Raw genomic sequence first — 20,140 nt, forward strand, 5'->3', positions numbered from 1 at the left:
CGGGCTACGGCTCGACCACGACCTCCTGCGCCGCCGCCGTGTTCCCGGCCAGCAGGGCCGCGTCCACCGGGACGTTGCGCTTGACCAGGGCCAGGGCGATCGGGCCGAGTTCGTGGTGGCGGGCGGAGGTGGTGACGAAGCCGAGCTGGCGGCCTTCCTCGCCGTCGGCGGCCAGCCGGACGGGCGTGCCGTGCGGGGGCAGGTGCACCTCGCTGCCGTCCAGGTGGAGGAAGACCAGACGGCGCGGCGGCTTGCCCAGGTTGTGGACGCGGGCGACGGTCTCCTGGCCGCGGTAGCAGCCCTTCTGGAGGTGGACGGCGGTGCCGATCCAGCCCAGCTCGTGCGGGATGGTGCGGTGGTCGGTCTCCAGACCCAGCCGCGGCCGGTGCGCCTCGACGCGCAGGGCCTCCAGGGCCAGGATGCCGACCGCCGGCCCGGTGACCGCCGCGAAGGACTCCAGGTCGGCGCGGGGCAGGAAGAGGTCGCGGCCCTGCGGGGTCTCCCGTACGACGGTGTCCGCGGGCACCTCGGCGATCGAACCGGCCGGCAGATGGACCACCGCGAGCTCGGCCGTACGGTCGGCGATCTCGACCCGGTAGAAGAACTTCATGCTCTCCAGGTAGGTGAGCAGCGGCCCCTGGTTGCCGGGCTCGGTGTGGATCCAGGTGGTCTCGCCGTCGTCGACCAGATAGAGCGCATGCTCGATATGGCCGTGGGCGGAGAGGATCAGGGCCTCGGTGGCCTGTCCGGGCGGCAGCTCGCTGACGTGCTGGGTGATCAGCAGATGCAGCCAGCCCAGCCGCTCGGGCCCGCTGACGGAGAGCACGCCGCGGTGCGAGAGATCCACGAAGCCGGAGCCGTCGGCGAGGGCGCGTTGCTCCCGGAAGAGATCGCCGTAGTGCGCGGCGACGCCTTCGTCGGGGGCCTCGGCGGGAACGGCACCGGGCAGCGACAGCAGTGGGCTCTTCATGGAGGCCAGCCTACGGCGCGCTCAGGCGTCCTTCCGAGGGGCCTCGCGAGTGGTCCCACCGGTGGCCTCGTGCACCGCCTTCTCCGTGCACGACGCACAGCGCCCGAAGATCGCGAAGTGCTTCATATCCGTATCGAAGCCGAACTGGCTGCGCAGTTGGGACGTGAGCGGGTCGGCGACCGACACATCCGCCTCGATGACCTCGGTGCAGTCGCGGCACACCAGATGGATGTGGTGATGCCGGTCGGCCAGGTGGTACGTCGGCGCGCCATGGCCCAGGTGGGCGTGGCTGACCAGGCCCAGCTCCTCCAGCAGCTCCAGGGTCCGGTAGACGGTGGAGATGTTCACGCTGCCCGCCGTCTTGCGCACCTCGGTGAGGATGTCGTCGGGCGTGGCGTGCTCCAGCCTGTCCACGGCCTCCAGGACGAGCTGGCGCTGTGGGGTCAGGCGGTACCCGCGCCTGCGGAGGTCGCTCTGCCAGTCGGTGGTCACCACAGGGCCAGTGTAGGAGGGCGGTCGGCCCCATGGTCAGCTCCGGTGCACACCCCGCAGGTAACCGGCCAGCGCGGTGACGGCGGCGGGATTGCGCGGGCTCTCGACCAGCTCGGCGTAATCCATGACGTAGACGCGGCGGTGCTTGATCGCCGAGACATTGGCGAGGGGCGGGTAGGAGAGGAGGAACGCCTTCTTCTGCGCGGCGGTGGGGGTGCCGTAATCGTTGATCACGATGACGTCCGGGTTGCGTTCGACCACGGTTTCCCAGCCCACGGTCGTCCAGCTGTCGTTGAGGTCCTTCATGAGGTGATCGCCGCCCGCCTTGGTGATGATGTCGTGGGGTCCGGCGTAGCGGCCCGAGGTCAGCGGTTTGTCCTCGCCGCCGTCGTAGAGGAAGACCGACGGCCGTCCACCCGCCTTGGGGGCCCGGGCCCGCGCATCGGCGACCTGCTTCCGGTACTTCGCGATCAGCGTGGCGGCCCGGTCCTCGACGTCGAAGATCTTCCCCAGCGTCTTCAGGTCGGTGTAGAGGGCCTCCAGCGGCGGCATCACGCCGCGTGAGCCGCCGGCGGTGCCGTTGCGGCAGGACTCGGTCAGGACATAGCTGCCGATGCCGAGCTTCTTGAGGGAGGCGGGGGTGAGGCCGTTGCCCTCACCGAAACCGTAGTTCCAGCCCGCGAAGACCAGATCGGCCTTGGCGTCGAGGGCTGTTTCCCTGGTGATGGCTTTCTTGGAGAGCCAGGGCACCTTGTCGTAGGCGGCCTTCCAGGGGACGGCGTCGAGGTTGCCCCGGTAGGCGGGCATGACATAGCCCGCCATACGGTCCTCAAGGCCGAGCGCGAACATGATGTCGGCGGTGTTCACGTCGTTGGTGACCACCCGCCGGGGGGCCTTCGTATACGTCGTCGGGACGCCGCAGTTCTCGATGGTGACGGGGTAATGGGCCGAGGGGCGACGCGCGGTGTCCCGGGTGTCGGGGGCCACCCGCGCACCGCAGCCGGTGAGGGCGAGCGCCAGGACGGCCGGCAGGACGGCGGTGCGGCGGATGCGCGGGACGGGCATGGCGGGGATGACGGGCATGGCGGACCTCATGGAGTGGACGGGGGCAGACGGTCGAACAGCAGCTGTACGGCGCCCGTTTCGGGATGCCGTACGCGATGCGCCCGGACGCCGAAGACCTCGGCCAGCAGCCCGGGGGTGAGCACCTCGTGCGGCGGCCCCGAGGCGACGAGCCGGCCCTCGGCGATCACATGGAGGTCGTCGCAGTGCACGGCGGCCAGGTTGAGGTCGTGCAGCGCCGTCAGCACCGTCAGTCCGCCGCCGGACCCGGTGTCCTTCTCGCGTACGAGCGCCAGCACCTCCAACTGCTGGGCGATATCGAGGTGGTTGGTGGGTTCGTCGAGGACCAGCACCCGCGGCTCCTGGGCCAGCGCGCGGGCGATCAGCACCCGCTGTTTCTCGCCGCCGGACAGGCTCAGAAAGCCGCGCCCGGCCAGCCGCGCCGCGCCGACCCGGGCCAGCGCGCGCTCGCACACCTCCCGGTCCGCGGCGCTCGCCCGGCCCGAACCGCGCTGATGCGGCAGCCGTCCCATCGCGACGACCTCGGTCACGGTGAAGTCGAACTCCGTGCGCGCCTCCTGGGGCAGGGCGGCCAGCAGCCGGGCGCACTCCCGGGCGGCCAGGGCGTGCAGGTCGGCGCCGTCCAGCCGGACGGTTCCGGCCGACGGGCGCAGCGCGCGGTAGACGCAGCGCAGCAGGGTCGATTTGCCGCTGCCGTTGGGGCCGACCAGGCCGACGACGCGGCCGCTCGCGGCCCGGAGCGTGATGTCGTGCAGGACGCGGCGCCCGGCCACGTCCACGCACAGCCCCTCGATGTCGATCCGCATCAGGCGCCGCCCCCGAAGGTGTAGCCGCGCCGCCGCATCAGCAGGACGAAGCAGGGCACGCCGAGGACGGCGGTGAGCACCCCGACCGGCAGTTCCACGGGCGCCAGCAGCACCCGCGACAGCAGGTCCACCCACACCAGCAGCACCGCACCCAGCAGCGGTGCGACGGCCAGCACCCGGCGGTGATCGGCGCCGGTCAGCATCCGCGTCACATGCGGCACCATCAGCCCCACGAACCCGATCGCGCCGCTGACCGCGACCACCGCCCCGGTGACCGCGGCGGCCACGACGAACAGCTCGCGGCGCAGCCGACCGGCGTCCACCCCGAGCGCGGCGGCGGTCTCGTCGCCCATGGCCAGCGCGTTCAGCCGGCCGGCCGACAGCAGCAGATGGGCCAGCGCCCCGGCCACCGCGGCCGCGGCGATCGGCACGGAGCCCCAGCCGGCCCCGCTCAGGCTGCCCAGCAGCCACATCATCGCCGAGCGGGCCGCCTCGCCCCGGTCCGCGGTGAAGACCATCAGCGTGGTGACCGCGGAGAAGCCGTAGTACATCGCGGTGCCGGTCAGCACCAGGCGCAGCGGGGTGAGCCCGTGTGCCGTACGGGCGGCGGCGTACACCAGGGCCATGGCGACCAGCGCGGAGACGAACGCGGACACCGACAGCGCCCAGACGCCCAGCGCGCCGAGCGCCCCGAAGAGCAGGACGGCGTTGGCGCCGACGGCGGCCCCGGAGGAGATGCCGAGGACGAAGGGGTCGGCGAGCGCGTTGCGGACCAGCGCCTGGACGGCGACGCCGATGGCGGAGAGGCCGGCGCCGACGACCGCGGCCAGCACGGCGCGCGGGAAGCGCAGCTCCCAGACGATGGTGTACGCGGAGACCTCGTCGGCTCCGATGGTGCCGCCGGTGAGTCCGGCGCCCAGATAGCGCAGCACCTGCGGCCAGCTCACCCCGGCGGCGCCGAGGCCGACGCCGCACAGGACGGAGCCGGCCAGGAGCGCGCAGAGGGCGGCCACCAGGGCGGTGGTACGGGTGGGGGGTGCCAAGGGACGTACGCCTTCGGCTCGGGCCGCGGGCGTACGACGGCGGTACGCGAAGGCGTACGGAAACGGGGCGGCGGCCCGGAGCGCGGGCCGCGCGGCGTCCCCTCGCAGTCCACGGCGAGTTGTCAGGATCCGGCGCCGCCGCGGGCGATCGGGCTTGCGGAAAGAAGGCTTCCGCTTACCGTTGCGGGTCAGCGCCGGACTCTCACCGGACTTCCCCCGCGGGGCGCGTCACATCTACAGGGCCGGTCAGCCCTCGTACGGGGTCCCGTCCGGGCGGAAGAAGGAGATCCCGTCGGGCATGTCGTCGGGCAGGCTCGCGGCCCACTGCTGGAGGTCGGCGACCTTCTTCAGATGCGCCGACATGTACGGCCGCAGCGGCACCTCGGGGGTGGCCTTCTCGCCGACCCACATCAGGTCGCTGTTGACATAGCCGTAGAGCCGCTTGCCGCCGCTGTACGGGCCGGAGGCCGCGGTGCGGGCGATGGCGTCGGTGGCCAGGTCGATCTGCGGCTTCTGGTCGGCCAGCTCGCCGTACCAGACCTCCACCACACCCTGGTCGCGGATCATCACGACCTCGACCTTGCGGTCCTTGTCGATGCGCCAGTAGCCGCTCTCGGTCTCCAGCGGGCGGACCTTCTTGCCCTCGCCGTCGAGCACCCAGCTGTGCGAGTGGTACTCCAGGAAGTCACGGCCGTCGTGGGTGAAGGTGACCTCCTGCCCGAAGTTGCACTTCTCGGCGCCGGGGAAGTCCGCGACGCCGGCTCCCTCCCAGGTGCCGAGGAGGAAGACGAGCGGCACCAGGGCCGGGTTCAGGTCGGACGGGATCTCGATCATCAGCTCAGGCGATCTGTAGTGAGGGGTATATCCGGATTCAGCGCTGGCCCTGGTACAGCTTCTTCCAGGTCAGGCCGGCGAAGGCGATCACGCCGACGGCGACCAGGACGAGCAGGGTGGTGAAGACTGCCTCAAGCACGAGCGCGCTCCTGGGGGAGTGTGGTGTAACGGGGACCGCCTGTGAGTCTAGTCGGCGCCGCCGGCGGTGGCGCTGTGAGGTCTGCCGCGGGGTCTGCTGTGCAGGGGGCGGCCTAGTCTTGCCCCATGGCGAAGAAGCTCGTGATCAAGGTGACGGCGGGTGCGGATGCGCCCGAGCGGTGCTCGCAGGCGTTCACGGTGGCGGCGGTGGCGGTGGCCAGCGGCGTCGAGGTGTCGCTGTGGCTGACCGGGGAGTCGGCGTGGTTCGCGCTGCCGGGGCGGGCCGCCGAGTTCGAGCTGCCGCATGCGGCGCCGCTGCCGGAGCTGATCGACGGGATCCTCGCGGGCGGCGGGTCGATCACGGTGTGCACGCAGTGCGCGGCCCGGCGGGGCATCGAGCAGAAGGACCTGATCGCCAAGGCGGGCATCGCGGGGGCCCAGGTCTTCGTCAGCGAGATCATGCCGGAGGGCGTGCAGGCGCTGGTGTACTGAGCGCCGCGCGGCGCCTCACTGGGGGTGCTGCTCGTCGTCCCGGTCGTCCAGCTCGCGCCACCAGCGGTCGGACTCCGGGTCGCCGGACTCGTCCCACCAGCGCTCGCCGGGCTCCCGGCGGTTGCCGACGATCGCCGCGACGGGCGGAATGACCATGGCGACGACGCACATCGCCACCGCGGCCGGTACGGACCACAGCCGCACCACGCTCCACGCCAGCACGAACAGCACCAGGCACACGCCCATCAGGACGAAGTACCTGCGATGACGGCGTTGCGGCGCCGACAGCCGGCGGTGCGCGTCCATAAGTCCACGGTAAATCCGCCCGTGGGCGCTGAGAAGCCGGGCAACAGGCCGGAGGGCCGCACCCCGCCGAGGCGTCCAAACCCCGGGGTGCGGCCCTCCGGCCTGGGGGCACCTCCCGGCGTGGGCCGGGAGGTGCCGTCCGCGAGACGGCGCGGTCTCAGACCGCGATCGCGACCTCCGCCAGGCCGCCCTTCTGGGCGACGACGGTACGGTCGGCGGTGCCGCCCGGAACCAGTGCGCGCACCGTCCAGGTGCCCTCGGCCGCATAGAACCGGAACTGCCCGGTCGCCGAGGTGGGCACCTCGGCGGTGAACTCACCGGTGCTGTCCAGGAGGCGGACGTAACCGGTGACGGGCTCGCCGTCGCGGGTCACGCTGCCCTGGATCGTGGTCTCACCGGGCTTGATGGTCGAGGCGTCGGGGCCGCCTGCCTGTGCTCCACACATGGGTACTTCCTTGAGGGGTAAGGGAGAAGCTCCGGGGGGCGGAGCCGGGATTACTTGTTGGCGCCGAGCTCGATCGGCACGCCGACCAGCGAGCCGTACTCGGTCCAGGAACCGTCGTAGTTCTTGACGTTGGTCTGGCCGAGCAGCTCGTGCAGCACGAACCAGGTCAGCGCGGAGCGCTCACCGATCCGGCAGTACGCGATGGTGTCCTTCGCCAGGTCGACGGACTCCTCCTGGTAGAGGGCCTTGAGCTCGTCGTCCGACTTGAAGGTGCCGTCGTCGTTGGCGTTCTTCGACCACGGGATGTTGCGGGCGCTGGGCACGTGGCCGGGGCGCTGCGACTGCTCCTGCGGAAGGTGCGCCGGGGCGAGCAGCTTGCCGCTGAACTCGTCGGGGGAGCGCACGTCGACCAGGTTCAGGCTGCCGATCGCGGCGACGACGTCGTCACGGAAGGCACGGATGGAGGTGTCCTGGGCCTTGGCCTGGTACGTGGTGGCCGGGCGGTTGGGGACCTCGGAGCCGTCGACCAGGTCGCGCGAGTCCAGCTCCCACTTCTTGCGGCCGCCGTCGAGCAGCTTGACGCTGTCGTGGCCGTAGAGCTTGAAGTACCAGTAGGCGTAGGACGCGAACCAGTTGTTGTTGCCGCCGTAGAGGACGACGGTGTCGTCGTTGGCGATGCCCTTCGCCGAGAGCAGCTTCTCGAAGCCCTCCTGGTCGACGAAGTCACGGCGCACCGGGTCCTGGAGGTCCTTCTTCCAGTCGATGCGGACCGCGTTCTTGATGTGGTTCTTGTCGTAGGCCGAGGTGTCCTCGTCGACCTCGACCAGGACGACCTTCGGGTCCTCGAGGTGGGCCTCGACCCAGTCGGCGTCTACGAGGACGTCGCTACGGCTCATGTTCTTCTCCTCCGGGGCAGTTGCGGGGGGCGGTGCAGGGGCAGATTTGCCCGCGGGTAGGCCGGATATGCGTGGCTACACCCCGTCTGACGGGATATGAGTACGGAGTGGTGCGGCACGCGGCGCTGCGCGGGGACGGGCGAGGGCCGGCCCGAGGGGCCGAGCCCGTGCGAAACGGGGAGCGAAAGCCCCGTCAGGCAGGGCGACAGAGCATGGCGGCGACGCGGCACAGGTCGACTGCCCGCCGCTTCGTCAGTACCGCTTGTCTCCGTGGACGGAGACCGCTCCATGCGCTCTGCATGGGACCGATCGTAGGGAGGCCCGGCCGGGCGTGTCACCGGTGCCTCAAATAGTGAGACGCGATTGTCCGTGATGTGGGACGAGAGGGGCCTGACCGGGGGGCGGGGCGGGCCGGGGGAAGGGGAGTGCCGGTGGGGGGTCTGGCCTGCGGACGGTGCCGTCTCAGTGAATGGACGGGTCGGGTGCCTGGCGCGCGGCGGGCCGACGGCGCGTCATCGTGTGGGGGGCGGTGCGGCCGGTGCGGGCCGGTGGGGCGGCCCGCACCGGGATGCCGCGGACGCCGGTCAGCCGGGCAGCCTCACATCGTGGCCGGAGGCGGTGAGGGAGATCCCGTCCGGCCGGGTCACGACCTTGTCCAGCTTGAGGTTGCCGGGCAGCTGGTCCAGCTTCCACACGTGGTCGGTCTGCGAGCGCACGGTGGACTGGCAGGCGGGAAGGGCCCGGCACATCGCCGGGATCTCGTCGGCGCGCAGCCTGACGGTGTTGCCGGAGACGGTGATCGAGCCGGTCACCTCCAGGGAGTTGAGGACCGGGACGTTCGGGGAGATCTTCACCTGGCTGCGGCCGTTCTTCTCGCCCGCGTAGCTGATCTTGACGTCGCCGCCGGCCGCCTTGGTCAGATCCGCGTACGAGATCCGGGCGCTGCCGGTGGCCGAGGCGGCGCTCTGGACGGAGGTGTAGTCGCTGCCCAGCGCCACGTCGTGGAACTGCGCGCTGAGCTTCTCCACCCGCAGCGTGCGGCCGTCGGCGCTGGCCGACATCCCGCCGAGGTCGGCGTCCACCTCCGTCAGACTGCGCCCGGCGACCTGGGTCAGGAACGGGAACCCCTTGATCGACACCTCGGGCGACTTCTCCAGCCCCTGGCTGCTGCGGATCTTGTCCGCGGCCATGCTCTCGGCGTAACTCACCGCGACGCGGTCGCCGATCACGAACAGCACGCCGAATATGACGACGATGGACAGCAGCACCTTCAGTGCACGCATCGAACCACTACCCCCACGCAAGGGCCGGACCCCCGGCCATGTCATCGGTGCCATTGCCGCAGACCGCCGGTCTGCGCACCGCCGACCCTAAACGAGGAGTCAGTGGCCCAGCGCCCGGCCCAGCACGTAGACCGCAGGAGCGGCGAGAGCCAGGGGCAGGGCGACGCCCGCTGTCATGTGCACGAAACGGGAGGGGTAGTCGTAGCTGGCGACGCGCAGGCCGATCAGGGCGCAGCCGCCGGCGGCCAGGCCCAGGAACGCGCCGGCGGTACCGAAGCCGTTCAGCTGGCCGGCCGCGATACCGGCGCCCGCGGCCGCCAGCAGGGCGACGGCCACCGAGGCGACAGAGGGCAGCGGCAGCGCACGGGCGAGGGTGGCCAGGGCGACCGCGGCGCCGCCGACCGTGACGGCCTGCGGGGCGGCGGCCAGATGGCCGGAGGCCAGCACCGCGAGCGCGGTCGAGGCGATGCCCGCGGTCAGCGCGTACATCCGCTCGTCGGCGCTGCTGCGGTTGCGCAGCTGGAGGACGAGGACGAACGCACACCACACGCCGAGCGTGCCGAGGGCGACCACGGGGGCTTCCGAGCGGTCGGTGGCCAGCAGGGCGACATCGGTGGCCAGCCCGGCCAGGAAGGCCAGCGCAATGCCCTGCCGGGCGGGCCACATGCCGTTCAGCCGGAACCAGCCCGCGGCGGTGACCGCCTGGAGCAGCACGACCGGTACGGCGAGCACCGGGCGGGCCAGCGGCGCGGTCAGCGCGAGCAGGACGGCGAGGACGGCGGTCAGCGCGGCCGGCTGAATGCCCGGCGGGATGATCGGCGAGCGGCCCTCGGCGCGGGCGCGCTGATTCGGCGCCAGGTGCGCGAGGGACGCGGGGGCGGCGGGGGCGGCGGCGTGCGGCCGGGCCGGCTGCGGATGCGGCCGGGCGGCCGGCTCCTCGGGCGTCAGCGTCACCTGGTGCGGCTGGGAGGGGACGTGCGTCGGGTCGGCGGGGGCCGGGGCGGCGTAGGCGTCCTGGTGGCCGTAGGCATCCTGGCCGTACGCGTCCTGCGGGGCGTAGGCGTTCTGGTGGCCGTACGCATCCTGCTGGCCGTATGCGTTCTGATGCCCGTACGCGTCCTGGTGTCCGTACGCGTCCTGCTGGCCGTAAGGGGGCTGCGGGGTCTGCCCGCCGTGCCCGTAGCCGTATCCGTACTGCTGTTGCTGCTGCTGCGCGGCGGGGTCGTACCCGGGGTGCCCGGGGTACTGCGGCTGGTTGTCGCTCATGTCTGTGTGCTCACCCTCCGGCGAAGGGGGGCAGGACCTCGACCGTGCCGCCCTGGGTCAGTTCGACCGTCGTGTGGTCACGGGTGCCGACGGCGGTGCCGTTCACCAGGAAGGAGCAGCGCACCAGGACGCGTGCGAATTCCGGGTTGGCGGCGTGTGCGGCGCGCGCCGCCTCCAGCGCCTCGGCGAGCGTGCCCGCCGCGTACGGCTCCTCGGCCGTACCGGCCGCGGCCTTGGCCGCTGCCCAGTAGCGCACGGTGCCTGTTGTTGTCACGACGGCCCCTTCTCCTTCGTTGCCGCCTCCATGATGGCGTACGCGGCGGCGGGCCCCGTCCCGCCGGGGCTTTCGGGCGGGCCTCCCGAAACCGGAAATTCGATTGCCGAAGGCAATTTTTCCCTTAGGCTCAATCCGTGTTGGTCCGACTCGCGCGGGCGCATCTGCGGCCCTACAGGCGTTCGATATCCCTGATCGTTCTGCTCCAGCTGATACAGACCCTGGCCAATCTCTATCTCCCCACCCTGAACGCCGACATCATCGACAACGGTGTCGTCCGGGGCGACACGGGCTACATCCTCCGCATGGGCGGCCTGATGCTCGCCGTCACCGTGGTCCAGATCGTCTGCGCCGTCGTGGCCGTCTATTTCGGCGCCCGTACGGCCATGGCGCTGGGCCGCGACATCCGCGCCGCCGTCTTCGACCGGGTGCAGTCCTTCTCCGCCAGGGAAATGGGCACCTTCGGCGCCCCGTCGCTGATCACCCGCACCACCAATGACGTCCAGCAGGTCCAGATGCTGGTGCTGATGACGTTCACGATGATGGTCTCGGCGCCGATCATGTGCGTCGGCGGTGTGGCGATGGCGCTGAACCAGGACGTGACGCTGTCGGGGACGCTGCTGGTCATCGTCCCGGTCCTCGGGATCTTCGTCTCACTGATCGTGCGCCGGATGCGTCCGCTCTTCCGCGGGGTGCAGACCCGGATCGACACCGTCAACCGCGTCCTGCGCGAGCAGATCACCGGCATCCGCGTCATCCGCGCCTTCGTCCGCGACCGGCACGAACGCGAGCGGTTCGCCGGGGCCAACACCGATCTCTTCGATGTCTCGCTGCGCGCCGGCCGGCTGATGTCGATGATGTTCCCGCTGGTCATGCTCATCGTGAACCTCTCCAGCGTGGCCGTCGTATGGTTCGGCGGGCTGCGGATCGACAGCGGCGGGATGCAGATCGGCGCGCTGACGGCGTTCCTCTCCTACCTCATGTACATCCTGATGTCGATCATGATGGCGACGTTCATGGTGATGATGCTGCCGCGCGCCGAGGTCTGCGCCGAACGCATCCAGGAGGTGCTCGGCACGGACACCAGCGTCGTCCCGCCGCAGCACCCCGTCACCGAACTGCGCCGGCACGGCGAACTGGAGCTCCGCGGCGTCGAGTTCCGCTTCCCCGGCGCCGAGGAACCGGTCCTCAAGGACATCTCGCTGACCGCCCGCCCCGGCGAGACCACCGCCGTCATCCACTCGACCGGCAGCGGCAAGTCCACCCTCCTCGGGCTGGTCCCCCGCCTCTTCGACGCCACCGGCGGCCAGGTCCTGGTCGACGGCGAGGACGTCCGCACCCTCGATCAGGAGACGCTGGCCCGGGCCATCGGGCTGGTGCCCCAGAAGCCGTACCTCTTCTCCGGGACGGTGGCCACCAACCTGCGCTACGGCAATCCGGACGCCACCGACGAGGAGCTGTGGCACGCCCTGGAGACCGCGCAGGCGCGGGAGTTCGTCGAGCGGATGGAGGGCGGTCTGGACGCCGCCGTCGCGCAGGGCGGCTCCAATGTCTCCGGCGGCCAGCGCCAGCGGCTCGCCATCGCCCGCGCGCTGGTCCGCAAGCCGGAGGTCTACCTCTTCGACGACTCCTTCTCGGCGCTCGACTACGCCACGGACGCGGCGCTGCGGGCGGCGCTGGCCCGCGAGACGGACCGGGCGACGGTGGTGATCGTCGCCCAGCGGGTCGCCACCATCCGCGGCGCCGACCGGATCGTGGTGCTGGACGAGGGCCGGATCGTCGGCACCGGCACCCATACCGAGCTGATGGCCGGCAACGAAACGTACCGGGAGATCGTGCTCTCCCAGCTCACCGAGCAGGAGGCGGCGTGACCACCGCGGACAGAAAAGGGGCCGCCCCCGAGGCCCCGGCGACGGCCGCCCCACGGCGCGGCCCCGCCCCGATGCCGGGCCCCGGCCGGATGATGGGCGGCCAGCCCACCGAGAAGTCGATGGACTTCAAGGGCTCCGGCAAGCGGCTGCTGCGCCAGATGAGGCCCGAGCGCGGCGTCATCGGCCTCGGGCTGGGGCTCGGGGTGCTGAGCGTGGCGCTGACCGTGGTGGCGCCCAAGGTCCTCGGGCATGCCACCGACCTGATCGTGGCCGGAATCATCGGCCGCCGACTGCCCGAGGGAGTGACCAAGGCCCAGGCCGCGGCCCAGCTGCGCGCCCACGGCCAGGGCGGCCTCGCCGACCTGCTCGGCGCGATGCCGGTCGTGCCCGGCCACGGCATCGACTTCGGCACGGTCGGCACGGTCCTGGGGGCCACGGCGCTGCTCTACGCCACGGCCTCCCTCTTCGGCTTCGTCCAGGCCCGTATCGCCACCCGCGTCGTCCAGCGCACCGTCTTCCGGATGCGCGAGCAGGTCGAGGAGAAGCTGGCCCGGCTGCCGCTCGCCTACTTCGACAAACAGCAGCGCGGTGAGGTCCTCTCCCGCGCCACCAACGACATCGACAACATCCAGCAGACGCTCCAGCAGACCATGAGCCAGATCGTGACGTCGCTGCTGACCATCCTCGGCGTGCTGGCCATGATGTTCTGGATCTCGCCGCTGCTGGCCGCGGTCGCGGTGCTGACCGTCCCGCTGTCCGTCCTGGTCGCCACGAAGATCGGCAAACGGGCGCAGCCGCAGTTCGTCCAGCAGTGGAAGACCACCGGCAAGCTCAACGCGCACATCGAGGAGATGTACACCGGCCACAGCCTGGTCAAGGTCTTCGGCCGGCAGCGGGAGTCCGCCGCCCTCTTCCGCGAGCAGAACGAGGCGCTCTACGCCGCGGGGTTCAAGGCCCAGTTCATCTCCGGGATCATCCAGCCCGCGATGATGTTCATCGGCAACCTCAACTACGTCCTGGTGGCGGTGGTCGGCGGCCTCCGCGTCGCCTCCGGCGCCCTCTCCATCGGCGACGTCCAGGCGTTCATCCAGTACTCCCGCCAGTTCAGCCAGCCGCTGACCCAGGTCGCCTCCATGGCCAACCTCGTCCAGTCGGGCGTCGCCTCCGCCGAGCGGGTCTTCGAACTCCTCGACGCCACGGAACAGGACCCCGACGCCGAGCGCCCCGCGCACCCCGAGCACATCGAAGGCCGGGTCGCCTTCGAGGACGTCTCCTTCCGCTACGACGAGGACAGGCCCCTCATCGAGGGCCTCTCCCTGGCCGTCCACCCCGGCCAGACCGTCGCCATCGTCGGCCCGACCGGCGCCGGCAAGACCACCCTCGTCAACCTCCTGATGCGGTTCTACGAGGTCCGCGGCGGCCGGATCACCCTCGACGGCGTCGACATCGCGGAAATGTCCCGCGAGGACCTGCGCGCCAACATCGGCATGGTCCTCCAGGACACCTGGCTCTTCGGCGGCACCATCGCCGAGAACATCGCCTACGGCGCCCCGGAGGGCACCTCCCTCGACAAGGTCATCGAGGCCGCCAAGGCCACCCACGTCGACCGCTTCGTACGCACCCTCCCCGAGGGCTACGACACCGTCATCGACGAAGAGGGCGCCAACGTCTCCGTCGGCGAGAAGCAACTGATCACCATCGCCCGCGCGTTCCTCGCCGAACCGGCCATCCTCGTCCTGGACGAGGCCACCAGCTCGGTCGACACCCGCACCGAGGTCCTCATCCAGCACGCGATGGCCCAGCTGCGCACCGGCCGCACGAGCTTCGTCATCGCCCACCGGCTGTCCACCATCCGTGACGCGGATCTCATCCTCGTCATGGAGTCCGGAGCGATCGTCGAGCAAGGCACACACGATGCGCTACTGGCGGCCGAGGGCGCGTATGCGCGGCTTTATGCGGCGCAGTTCTCGGGGGTCGCCGTTTAAGGCCCGTCCGCTGCGCTTTGCCCGTCCGCTGCGCTTTGCCTGAGCCGACGTTTTGGCTTTCCCGCCGTTGCGCCTGCGGCGGGCGGGGGTTGTGTGTCGGCCGCGGTGCCGCCCCTGCGGACTTCGTCCTCCGGTGCGTCCCCTCCCGACGGTGGGAGGGGAAAAGGCGGTGGTCCACCCCCACCGTCCTTTTCCACCCCCAACGGGGAGGTGCCGGGCCGTAGCGGCGGAGCCGTGTAGGGCCGGTGCCGCTGCCGAACAGCCCCGCGCCAGCGGCACAGCCCGCCGCAGGCGCTACGGCGGCAAACCCCTACGGCGGGACGGCCGACAACGTGGGGCCCAAGCAAAGCGCAGCGGAGCGTGATCGACGAAACACAAGGACGTACCCATTCCGCCGCCCGTTGAGCTATCCTGCTGGGCAAGAAGGATCCGGGCAGCGTAGCCCCCGGGTCCTTTCGTGCTTTCTTAGGCCCGTAGGGCCGGGATGGTGCCCCCCGTCGCCGGGACCGAGGAGGAACCAGACGAAATGGGCAAGCGAAGTGGGCGGCAGGACCGTGAGCGGCCGCACAGGATGGATCGCGCCGGAAACCGGGTAGGTGGTCGGAGGTGAGTTCGCTTCTGCTGCTGACTAATGCACTCCAGCCGTCGACGGAGGTGCTCCCGGCGCTGGGCCTGCTGCTGCACAGCGTGCGGGTGGCCCCCGCCGAGGGCCCGGCCCTGATCGACACCCCCGGGGCCGACGTCATACTGATCGACGGCCGCCGCGACCTGCCGCATGTGCGGTCCCTGTGCCAGCTGCTGCGGTCCACGGGGCCCGGCTGCCCGCTGGTGCTGGTGGTGACCGAGGGCGGGCTGGCCGCCGTCACCGCCGACTGGGGCATCGACGACGTTCTGCTGGACACGGCCGGTCCCGCCGAGGTGGAGGCCCGGCTGCGGCTGGCCATGGGCCGCCAGCAGATCACCACGGACGACGGCCCGATGGAGATCCGCAACGGTGATCTGTCGGTGGACGAGGCCACCTACAGCGCCAAGCTGAAGGGGCGGGTCCTGGACCTGACCTTCAAGGAGTTCGAGCTGCTGAAGTATCTGGCGCAGCACCCGGGCCGGGTCTTCACCCGCGCCCAGCTCCTCCAGGAGGTGTGGGGCTATGACTACTTCGGCGGTACGCGGACGGTCGATGTGCACGTCCGGCGGCTGCGCGCCAAGCTCGGCCCCGAGCACGAGTCGCTGATCGGCACGGTCCGTAACGTCGGCTACCGCTTTGTGACGCCGGAGAAGCCGGAGCGGGCGGCGGAGGCCCAGGCGAAGGCGACCGAGGGCGCCGCGAAGGCGGCGAACGACGGGCCGGCCGGCGGCCGCGACGGTGACGGCTCCGGGAAGTCCGCCGCCTCACGTGCCGAAACCGTTGTCGGACGACCTGCCTCCCGGTAGGACCATCCGCGTAGACTGCCGCGCGTGGCCAAGGTGACGCGGGATGATGTGGCAAGGCTGGCGGGGACGTCCACCGCCGTGGTCAGCTACGTCATCAACAACGGACCAAGGCCGGTCGCCCCGGCCACGCGCGAGCGGGTACTCGCCGCGATCAAGGAGCTCGGCTACCGGCCGGACCGGGTCGCGCAGGCGATGGCCTCGCGTCGCACCGACCTCATAGGTCTGATCGTGCCGGACACCCGGCAGCCGTTCTTCGCCGAGATGGCGCACGCCGTGGAACGGGCCGCGTCCGAGCGCGGCAAGATGGTGCTGGTCGGCAACGCCAACTACGAGGACGAGCGCGAGGCCCACTATCTTCGCGCCTTCCTCGGGATGCGGGTGGCCGGGCTGATCCTGATCAGCCAGGGGCCGAGTGAGCACGCCGCGGCCGAGATCGACGCCTGGGATGCGCGCGTGGTGCTGCTGCACCGGCGGCCGGATGCCATCGACGACGTCGCCGTCATGACGGACGACGTCTGGGGCGCGCAGCTGGCGACCCGGCATCTGCTGGAGCACGGCCATCCGTACGTCGCCTTCCTCGGCGGTACGGAGGAGACCCCCAAGTCCGGCGACCCGGTCACCGACCACGTCGAGGGCTGGCGGCGGGCCATGCTGGAGTCCGGGAAGACGCCGGAGGGCCGTTATTTCCAGGCCGCCTACAACCGCTACGACGCCTACCAGACCGCGCTGAAGCTGCTGGCCGGGCCGGACCGGCCGCCGGCCATCATGTGCGCGACCGACGACCAGGCGATCGGGGTGCTGCGGGCCGCCCGGGAGCTGCGGATCGACGTGCCGGGCGAGCTGGCCGTCGCGGGCTTCGACGATGTGAAGGAAGCCGCGCTGACCGATCCGCCGCTGACCACCGTCGCCTCGGACCGTCAGGCGATGGCGCGGGCGGCGGTGGACCTCGTCCTGGACGACGGGCTGCGGGTGGTCGGCTCGCGCCGCGAGCGGCTGCGGCAGTTCCCGTCGCGGCTGGTGGTGCGGCGGTCCTGCGGCTGCCAGGGCTGAGCCCGGGGCCTGGTGCCCGGCGGTCCTTATGCCGGGCATACCGACTTCTGTCGGGCCTCTCAGGACGTTCTCAGACGGTTCTCATGGACCGGGCGCACAGTCGATGCCATGACCGACAGCTACCGCCGAAGCGGCGAGGACATGCCACAGGACCGGCCGTATGCGTACGGCGACTTCCACGGGGGCGGGCACGGGCCCCGCGACCCCCAGCACGGCGACTACGGGCGCGGTGACTACGGGTACGGCGAGCACGGGCAGGCCGTTCCGCCGCCGCCCCCGTACGCGCCGGAGTCCGTCGAGCCCGGGTCGCGCCGCCGCGCGCGCCGGCCCGTTGCGCTGCTGGCGGCGGTGGCGCTGGCATCCGGTCTGATCGGCGGGGGGAGCGCGGCGCTGCTGGCCGGCGCCACCCATCAGGTGCAGTCGGACGGCGCCGGTACGCCGCTGGTCAATGCGGGCAAGCAGAGCGGCAGTGGGGTCTCGGGCGTGGCCAAGGCGGTCAGCCCGGCGATAGTGGAGATCAAGGCGCGGACCGGGTCCGGGGAGGCCACCGGCTCCGGCGTGGTCCTCACCCGCAGCGGCGAGATCATCACCAACAACCATGTGGTGTCCGGCGCTCAGGCGGTCCAGGTCACCTTCAGCGACGGCAGCCGGAAGGCCGCGCGGGTCGTGGGGACCGACCCCGACAAGGACCTGGCGCTGATCAGGGTCGGCGGCGCCAAGAACCTCACCCCCGCCACGCTCGGCGACTCCAACGGGATCGCGGTAGGCGACGGGGTGGTCGCCATCGGTTCACCCGAGGGCCTCACCGGCTCCGTGACCAGCGGAATCGTCTCCGCCCTCAACCGCGATGTCACCGTCCCCAAGGAGGGCGGCCGGCAGCAGCGGGACCCGGGTGACGGCTGGCCGTTCGAGTTCGGCGGCAACCAGTACAACGGCGACACCGGCCCGTCCAAGACCTCGTACAAGGCCATCCAGACCGACGCCTCGCTCAACCCGGGCAACTCCGGCGGCGCGCTGATCGATATGCAGGGCCGGGTCATCGGCATCAACTCCGCGATCTACTCGCCGAGTTCGGCCTCCAGCAGCAGCGCGGGCAGCATCGGACTGGGCTTCGCCATACCGATCAACACCGTCAAGGCCGATCTCGATTCGCTGCGCGACGGGGGGAGCGGTGGCGGCGGCAACGGCCGCATCTGACGCCGCCGTGTCACGCTGAAGGCAGCCCGTAAGGTGCCGACCGCCGATCCTTCCCCATGCCTCCAGGGCAGGGGAGGTGCCCCATCCACCCGAGGTAGAGACACACATGAGCCCCGCCGAGCACGGTGATCAGCCCGCCCGCATCCTGATCGTCGACGACGAGCCGGCCGTCCGCGAGGCGCTCCAGCGCTCGCTCGCCTTCGAGGGCTATCTGACGGAGCAGGCGGTCGACGGTCTGGATGCGGTCGAGAAGGTCGCGACGTACAAACCCGAGCTGATCGTGCTGGATGTCCTGATGCCGCGGATGGACGGGCTGACCGCCGCCCGCCGGCTGCGGGCCAGTGGGGTGACCGTACCGGTTCTGATGCTGACCGCCCGCGACACGGTCGGCGACCGGGTCACCGGGCTGGACGCCGGGGCCGACGACTACCTGGTCAAGCCCTTCGAGCTGGACGAGCTGCTGGCGCGGATCCGCGCGCTGCTGCGGCGCAGCACGTATGCGGCGGCCGCCGGGGCGCCGGTCGACGAGAACGAGGCGCTGTCCTTCGCCGATCTGCGGATGGACCTGTCCACCCGCGAGGTCACCCGCGGCAACCGGCCGGTCGAGCTGACCCGTACCGAATTCACCCTGCTGGAGATGTTCCTCGCCCATCCCCGGCAGGTCCTGACGCGTGAGCAGATCCTCAAGGCGGTCTGGGGCTTCGACTTCGAGCCCACCTCCAACTCCCTGGATGTGTATGTGATGTATCTGCGCCGCAAGACGGAGGCCGGCGGCGAGCCGCGGCTGGTGCACACCGTGCGCGGCGTCGGCTATGTGCTGCGGTCGGAGGGCGGCGCGGAATGACCCGCTGGTACGGCAGGCTGCCGTTGCGTTCCCGGCTGGCGATGCTGGTGGGACTGGCGGTGGCGGTGGCGGTGGCGCTCTCGGCCGCGGCGTGCTGGCTGGTCACCCGCGACCGGCTCACCGAGCAGCTGGACGAGACGCTGAGCTCGGTCAAGGTGACCGACACCTATGTGCGGGCGCTGGTCGACCACTGCAACGGCCAGCCCCTCGCGGGCAATCCCCCACCCACTCCGTACACCGTGCGCCTGGTGTCGTCGAGCGGCTATGACTGCACCGCGCCCGGCAAGTCCGAGATCCCGGTGCAGCGGGCGGACAAGCTGGTGGCCCAGCAGCGGCTGTCCAACGCCGTGCACACCACCCGGGCCAAGAACGGCACCGAGATGCGGGTCTTCACCACCCTCGGCCCGGTCACCGACACCTCGGGCAACCCGCTCGCGATCTCCGTCGCCACCCCCATGGACCAGATCACCCAGCCGCTCGACCAGCTCGCCCTGGTCCTGCTGGTCGTCGCCGGGATCGGGGTGCTCGGCGCCGCGTACGCCGGCCTGTGGGTCGCCCAGTCGGGCCTCAAACCCGTCGACCGGCTCACCGACGCCGTCGAGCACGTCGCCCGTACCGAGGATCTGGCCGTCCGAATCCCCGTCGACGGCGAGGACGAGATCGCCCGGCTCTCGCGCTCGTTCAACTCCATGACCAGCGCGCTGGCCGCCTCCCGCGACCTTCAGCAGCAGCTGATCGCGGACGCCGGCCACGAGCTGCGCACGCCCCTGACCTCGCTGCGCACCAACATCGACCTCCTGGTCCGCAGCGAGCAGTCCGGTCGGCCGATCCCGCCCGCGGACAAGGCGGCGCTGCTGGAGTCGGTGAAGGCGCAGATGGGGGAGCTGGCGGCGCTGATCGGCGACCTTCAGGAGCTGTCCCGTCCGGCGCGCGGGCCGGCCGCCGTCGAGGTCGTCGCGCTGCACGACATCGTCGGCACGGCCCTGGCGCGCGTCCGGCTGCGCGGCCCGTCGCTGACCCTCACCGCCGACATCGACCCGTGGTACGTCCGCGCCGAGCCCGCCGGGCTGGAGCGCGCGGTGGTCAACCTCCTCGACAACGCGGTCAAGTTCAGCCCGGCCGGGGGCTCCGTCGAGGTCCGGCTGGCCGGCGGCGAGCTGACCGTACGCGACCACGGCCCCGGCATCGCCCCGGACGAACTCCCCCATGTCTTCGAGCGGTTCTGGCGCTCGCCGTCCGCGCGCAGCCTGCCCGGCAGCGGGCTGGGCCTGTCGATCGTGGCCCGTACGGCGGAGCAGGCCGGCGGGGCGGTCCGGCTGCGTTCGGCGGAGCTCGGCGGTACGGAGGCGGTGCTGACCCTGCCGGGGGCGCCGACGCCGCCACCGGACGTGCCGTACGGGGAGGGGCCGCAGGGGCCGCCCGAGTAGAGCGGCC

At 71.4% G+C, this 20,140-nt stretch carries 21 protein-coding genes and 1 riboswitch; of the genes, 8 read left to right on the plus strand and 13 right to left on the minus strand.

All coding sequences use genetic code 11. The features are described from left to right. Positions 1-4: 4 nt before the first annotated feature. The 6 genes from ygfZ to B1H19_RS24065 form a co-directional block, all read right to left on the minus strand. On the minus strand, positions 5-970 hold the full coding sequence (gene ygfZ / locus B1H19_RS24040; protein WP_083106852.1) for a CAF17-like 4Fe-4S cluster assembly/insertion protein YgfZ: 966 nt from the start codon (positions 968-970) through the stop codon (positions 5-7). A gap of 21 nt (positions 971-991) precedes the next feature. Continuing rightward, the gene (locus tag B1H19_RS24045; RefSeq protein WP_083106853.1) at positions 992-1,465 is read right to left on the minus strand and encodes a Fur family transcriptional regulator; all 474 of its coding nucleotides are present in this window, start codon (positions 1,463-1,465) and stop codon (positions 992-994) included. 33 nt (positions 1,466-1,498) lie between these two features. Then, positions 1,499-2,545: an ABC transporter substrate-binding protein gene (locus tag B1H19_RS24050; protein WP_083106854.1), complete on the minus strand. Its 1,047-nt coding sequence runs from the start codon at positions 2,543-2,545 to the stop codon at positions 1,499-1,501. An 8-nt stretch (positions 2,546-2,553) separates the two neighbouring features. Then, a complete protein-coding gene (locus B1H19_RS24055; protein ID WP_083106855.1) occupies positions 2,554-3,351 on the minus strand; it encodes an ABC transporter ATP-binding protein in 798 nt (265 codons plus the stop codon). Continuing rightward, entirely contained in the window at positions 3,351-4,394 is a 1,044-nt protein-coding gene (locus B1H19_RS24060) for a FecCD family ABC transporter permease (RefSeq protein WP_083106856.1), read from the minus strand. Before B1H19_RS24060 ends, B1H19_RS24055 begins: the two co-directional genes overlap by 1 nt. A gap of 121 nt (positions 4,395-4,515) precedes the next feature. Further along, positions 4,516-4,633: riboswitch (cobalamin riboswitch) on the minus strand. Positions 4,634-4,640: 7 nt separating this feature from the next. After that, positions 4,641-5,228, minus strand: coding sequence for a heme-binding beta-barrel domain-containing protein (locus tag B1H19_RS24065; protein ID WP_083106857.1), 588 nt, complete (start codon positions 5,226-5,228; stop codon positions 4,641-4,643). A gap of 264 nt (positions 5,229-5,492) precedes the next feature. Between B1H19_RS24065 and B1H19_RS24070 the strand changes: the two genes are divergently transcribed. Next, the gene (locus B1H19_RS24070) at positions 5,493-5,858 is read left to right on the plus strand and encodes a DsrE family protein (protein ID WP_083106858.1); all 366 of its coding nucleotides are present in this window, start codon (positions 5,493-5,495) and stop codon (positions 5,856-5,858) included. Between the two features lie 15 nt (positions 5,859-5,873). Here the strand turns inward: B1H19_RS24070 and B1H19_RS24075 are convergent, their stop codons facing one another. The 7 genes from B1H19_RS24075 to B1H19_RS24100 form a co-directional block, all read right to left on the minus strand. Then, positions 5,874-6,164, minus strand: coding sequence for a DUF3099 domain-containing protein (locus B1H19_RS24075; protein ID WP_083106859.1), 291 nt, complete (start codon positions 6,162-6,164; stop codon positions 5,874-5,876). 157 nt (positions 6,165-6,321) lie between these two features. Next, a complete protein-coding gene (locus B1H19_RS24080) occupies positions 6,322-6,609 on the minus strand; it encodes a DUF1416 domain-containing protein (protein WP_016579053.1) in 288 nt (95 codons plus the stop codon). 50 nt (positions 6,610-6,659) lie between these two features. Further along, positions 6,660-7,505, minus strand: coding sequence for a sulfurtransferase (locus B1H19_RS24085; RefSeq protein ID WP_083106860.1), 846 nt, complete (start codon positions 7,503-7,505; stop codon positions 6,660-6,662). A gap of 193 nt (positions 7,506-7,698) precedes the next feature. Further along, entirely contained in the window at positions 7,699-7,806 is a 108-nt protein-coding gene (locus B1H19_RS40860) for a putative leader peptide (RefSeq protein ID WP_359112129.1), read from the minus strand. Between the two features lie 283 nt (positions 7,807-8,089). Next, on the minus strand, positions 8,090-8,788 hold the full coding sequence (locus B1H19_RS24090; protein ID WP_083106861.1) for an LmeA family phospholipid-binding protein: 699 nt from the start codon (positions 8,786-8,788) through the stop codon (positions 8,090-8,092). 99 nt (positions 8,789-8,887) lie between these two features. Further along, a complete protein-coding gene (locus B1H19_RS24095; RefSeq protein WP_083106862.1) occupies positions 8,888-10,054 on the minus strand; it encodes a hypothetical protein in 1,167 nt (388 codons plus the stop codon). A gap of 10 nt (positions 10,055-10,064) precedes the next feature. Continuing rightward, positions 10,065-10,328 (minus strand): MoaD/ThiS family protein, encoded by a 264-nt coding sequence (locus B1H19_RS24100; RefSeq protein WP_237289494.1) that lies wholly within the window; start codon positions 10,326-10,328, stop codon positions 10,065-10,067. Between the two features lie 137 nt (positions 10,329-10,465). Between B1H19_RS24100 and B1H19_RS24105 the strand changes: the two genes are divergently transcribed. The 7 genes from B1H19_RS24105 to B1H19_RS24140 all read left to right on the plus strand — a co-directional run bounded on the left by B1H19_RS24105 (position 10,466) and on the right by B1H19_RS24140 (position 20,133). Then, a complete protein-coding gene (locus tag B1H19_RS24105) occupies positions 10,466-12,199 on the plus strand; it encodes an ABC transporter ATP-binding protein (protein ID WP_083106864.1) in 1,734 nt (577 codons plus the stop codon). Then, complete coding sequence (locus B1H19_RS24110) at positions 12,196-14,184, plus strand: ABC transporter ATP-binding protein (RefSeq protein WP_418361464.1); 1,989 nt, start codon at positions 12,196-12,198, stop codon at positions 14,182-14,184. Before B1H19_RS24105 ends, B1H19_RS24110 begins: the two co-directional genes overlap by 4 nt. 606 nt (positions 14,185-14,790) lie before the next feature. After that, positions 14,791-15,615 carry a response regulator transcription factor gene (locus tag B1H19_RS24120; protein ID WP_083106866.1) on the plus strand — a complete coding sequence of 275 codons (825 nt, stop codon included), beginning with the start codon at positions 14,791-14,793 and terminating at the stop codon, positions 15,613-15,615. Positions 15,616-15,639: 24 nt separating this feature from the next. Next, positions 15,640-16,665, plus strand: coding sequence for a LacI family DNA-binding transcriptional regulator (locus B1H19_RS24125; RefSeq protein WP_083106867.1), 1,026 nt, complete (start codon positions 15,640-15,642; stop codon positions 16,663-16,665). 108 nt (positions 16,666-16,773) lie between these two features. Next, positions 16,774-17,862: a S1C family serine protease gene (locus tag B1H19_RS24130; protein ID WP_083106868.1), complete on the plus strand. Its 1,089-nt coding sequence runs from the start codon at positions 16,774-16,776 to the stop codon at positions 17,860-17,862. Between the two features lie 106 nt (positions 17,863-17,968). Further along, complete coding sequence (locus B1H19_RS24135) at positions 17,969-18,706, plus strand: response regulator transcription factor (protein WP_083106869.1); 738 nt, start codon at positions 17,969-17,971, stop codon at positions 18,704-18,706. Next, positions 18,703-20,133 carry a sensor histidine kinase gene (locus tag B1H19_RS24140; protein ID WP_083106870.1) on the plus strand — a complete coding sequence of 477 codons (1,431 nt, stop codon included), beginning with the start codon at positions 18,703-18,705 and terminating at the stop codon, positions 20,131-20,133. The genes B1H19_RS24135 and B1H19_RS24140 overlap by 4 nt, the downstream gene beginning before the upstream one ends. The last annotated feature ends 7 nt before the right edge of the window (positions 20,134-20,140 follow it).

It is taken from the genome of Streptomyces gilvosporeus, assembly GCF_002082195.1.
GTDB lineage: Bacteria > Actinomycetota > Actinomycetes > Streptomycetales > Streptomycetaceae > Streptomyces > Streptomyces gilvosporeus.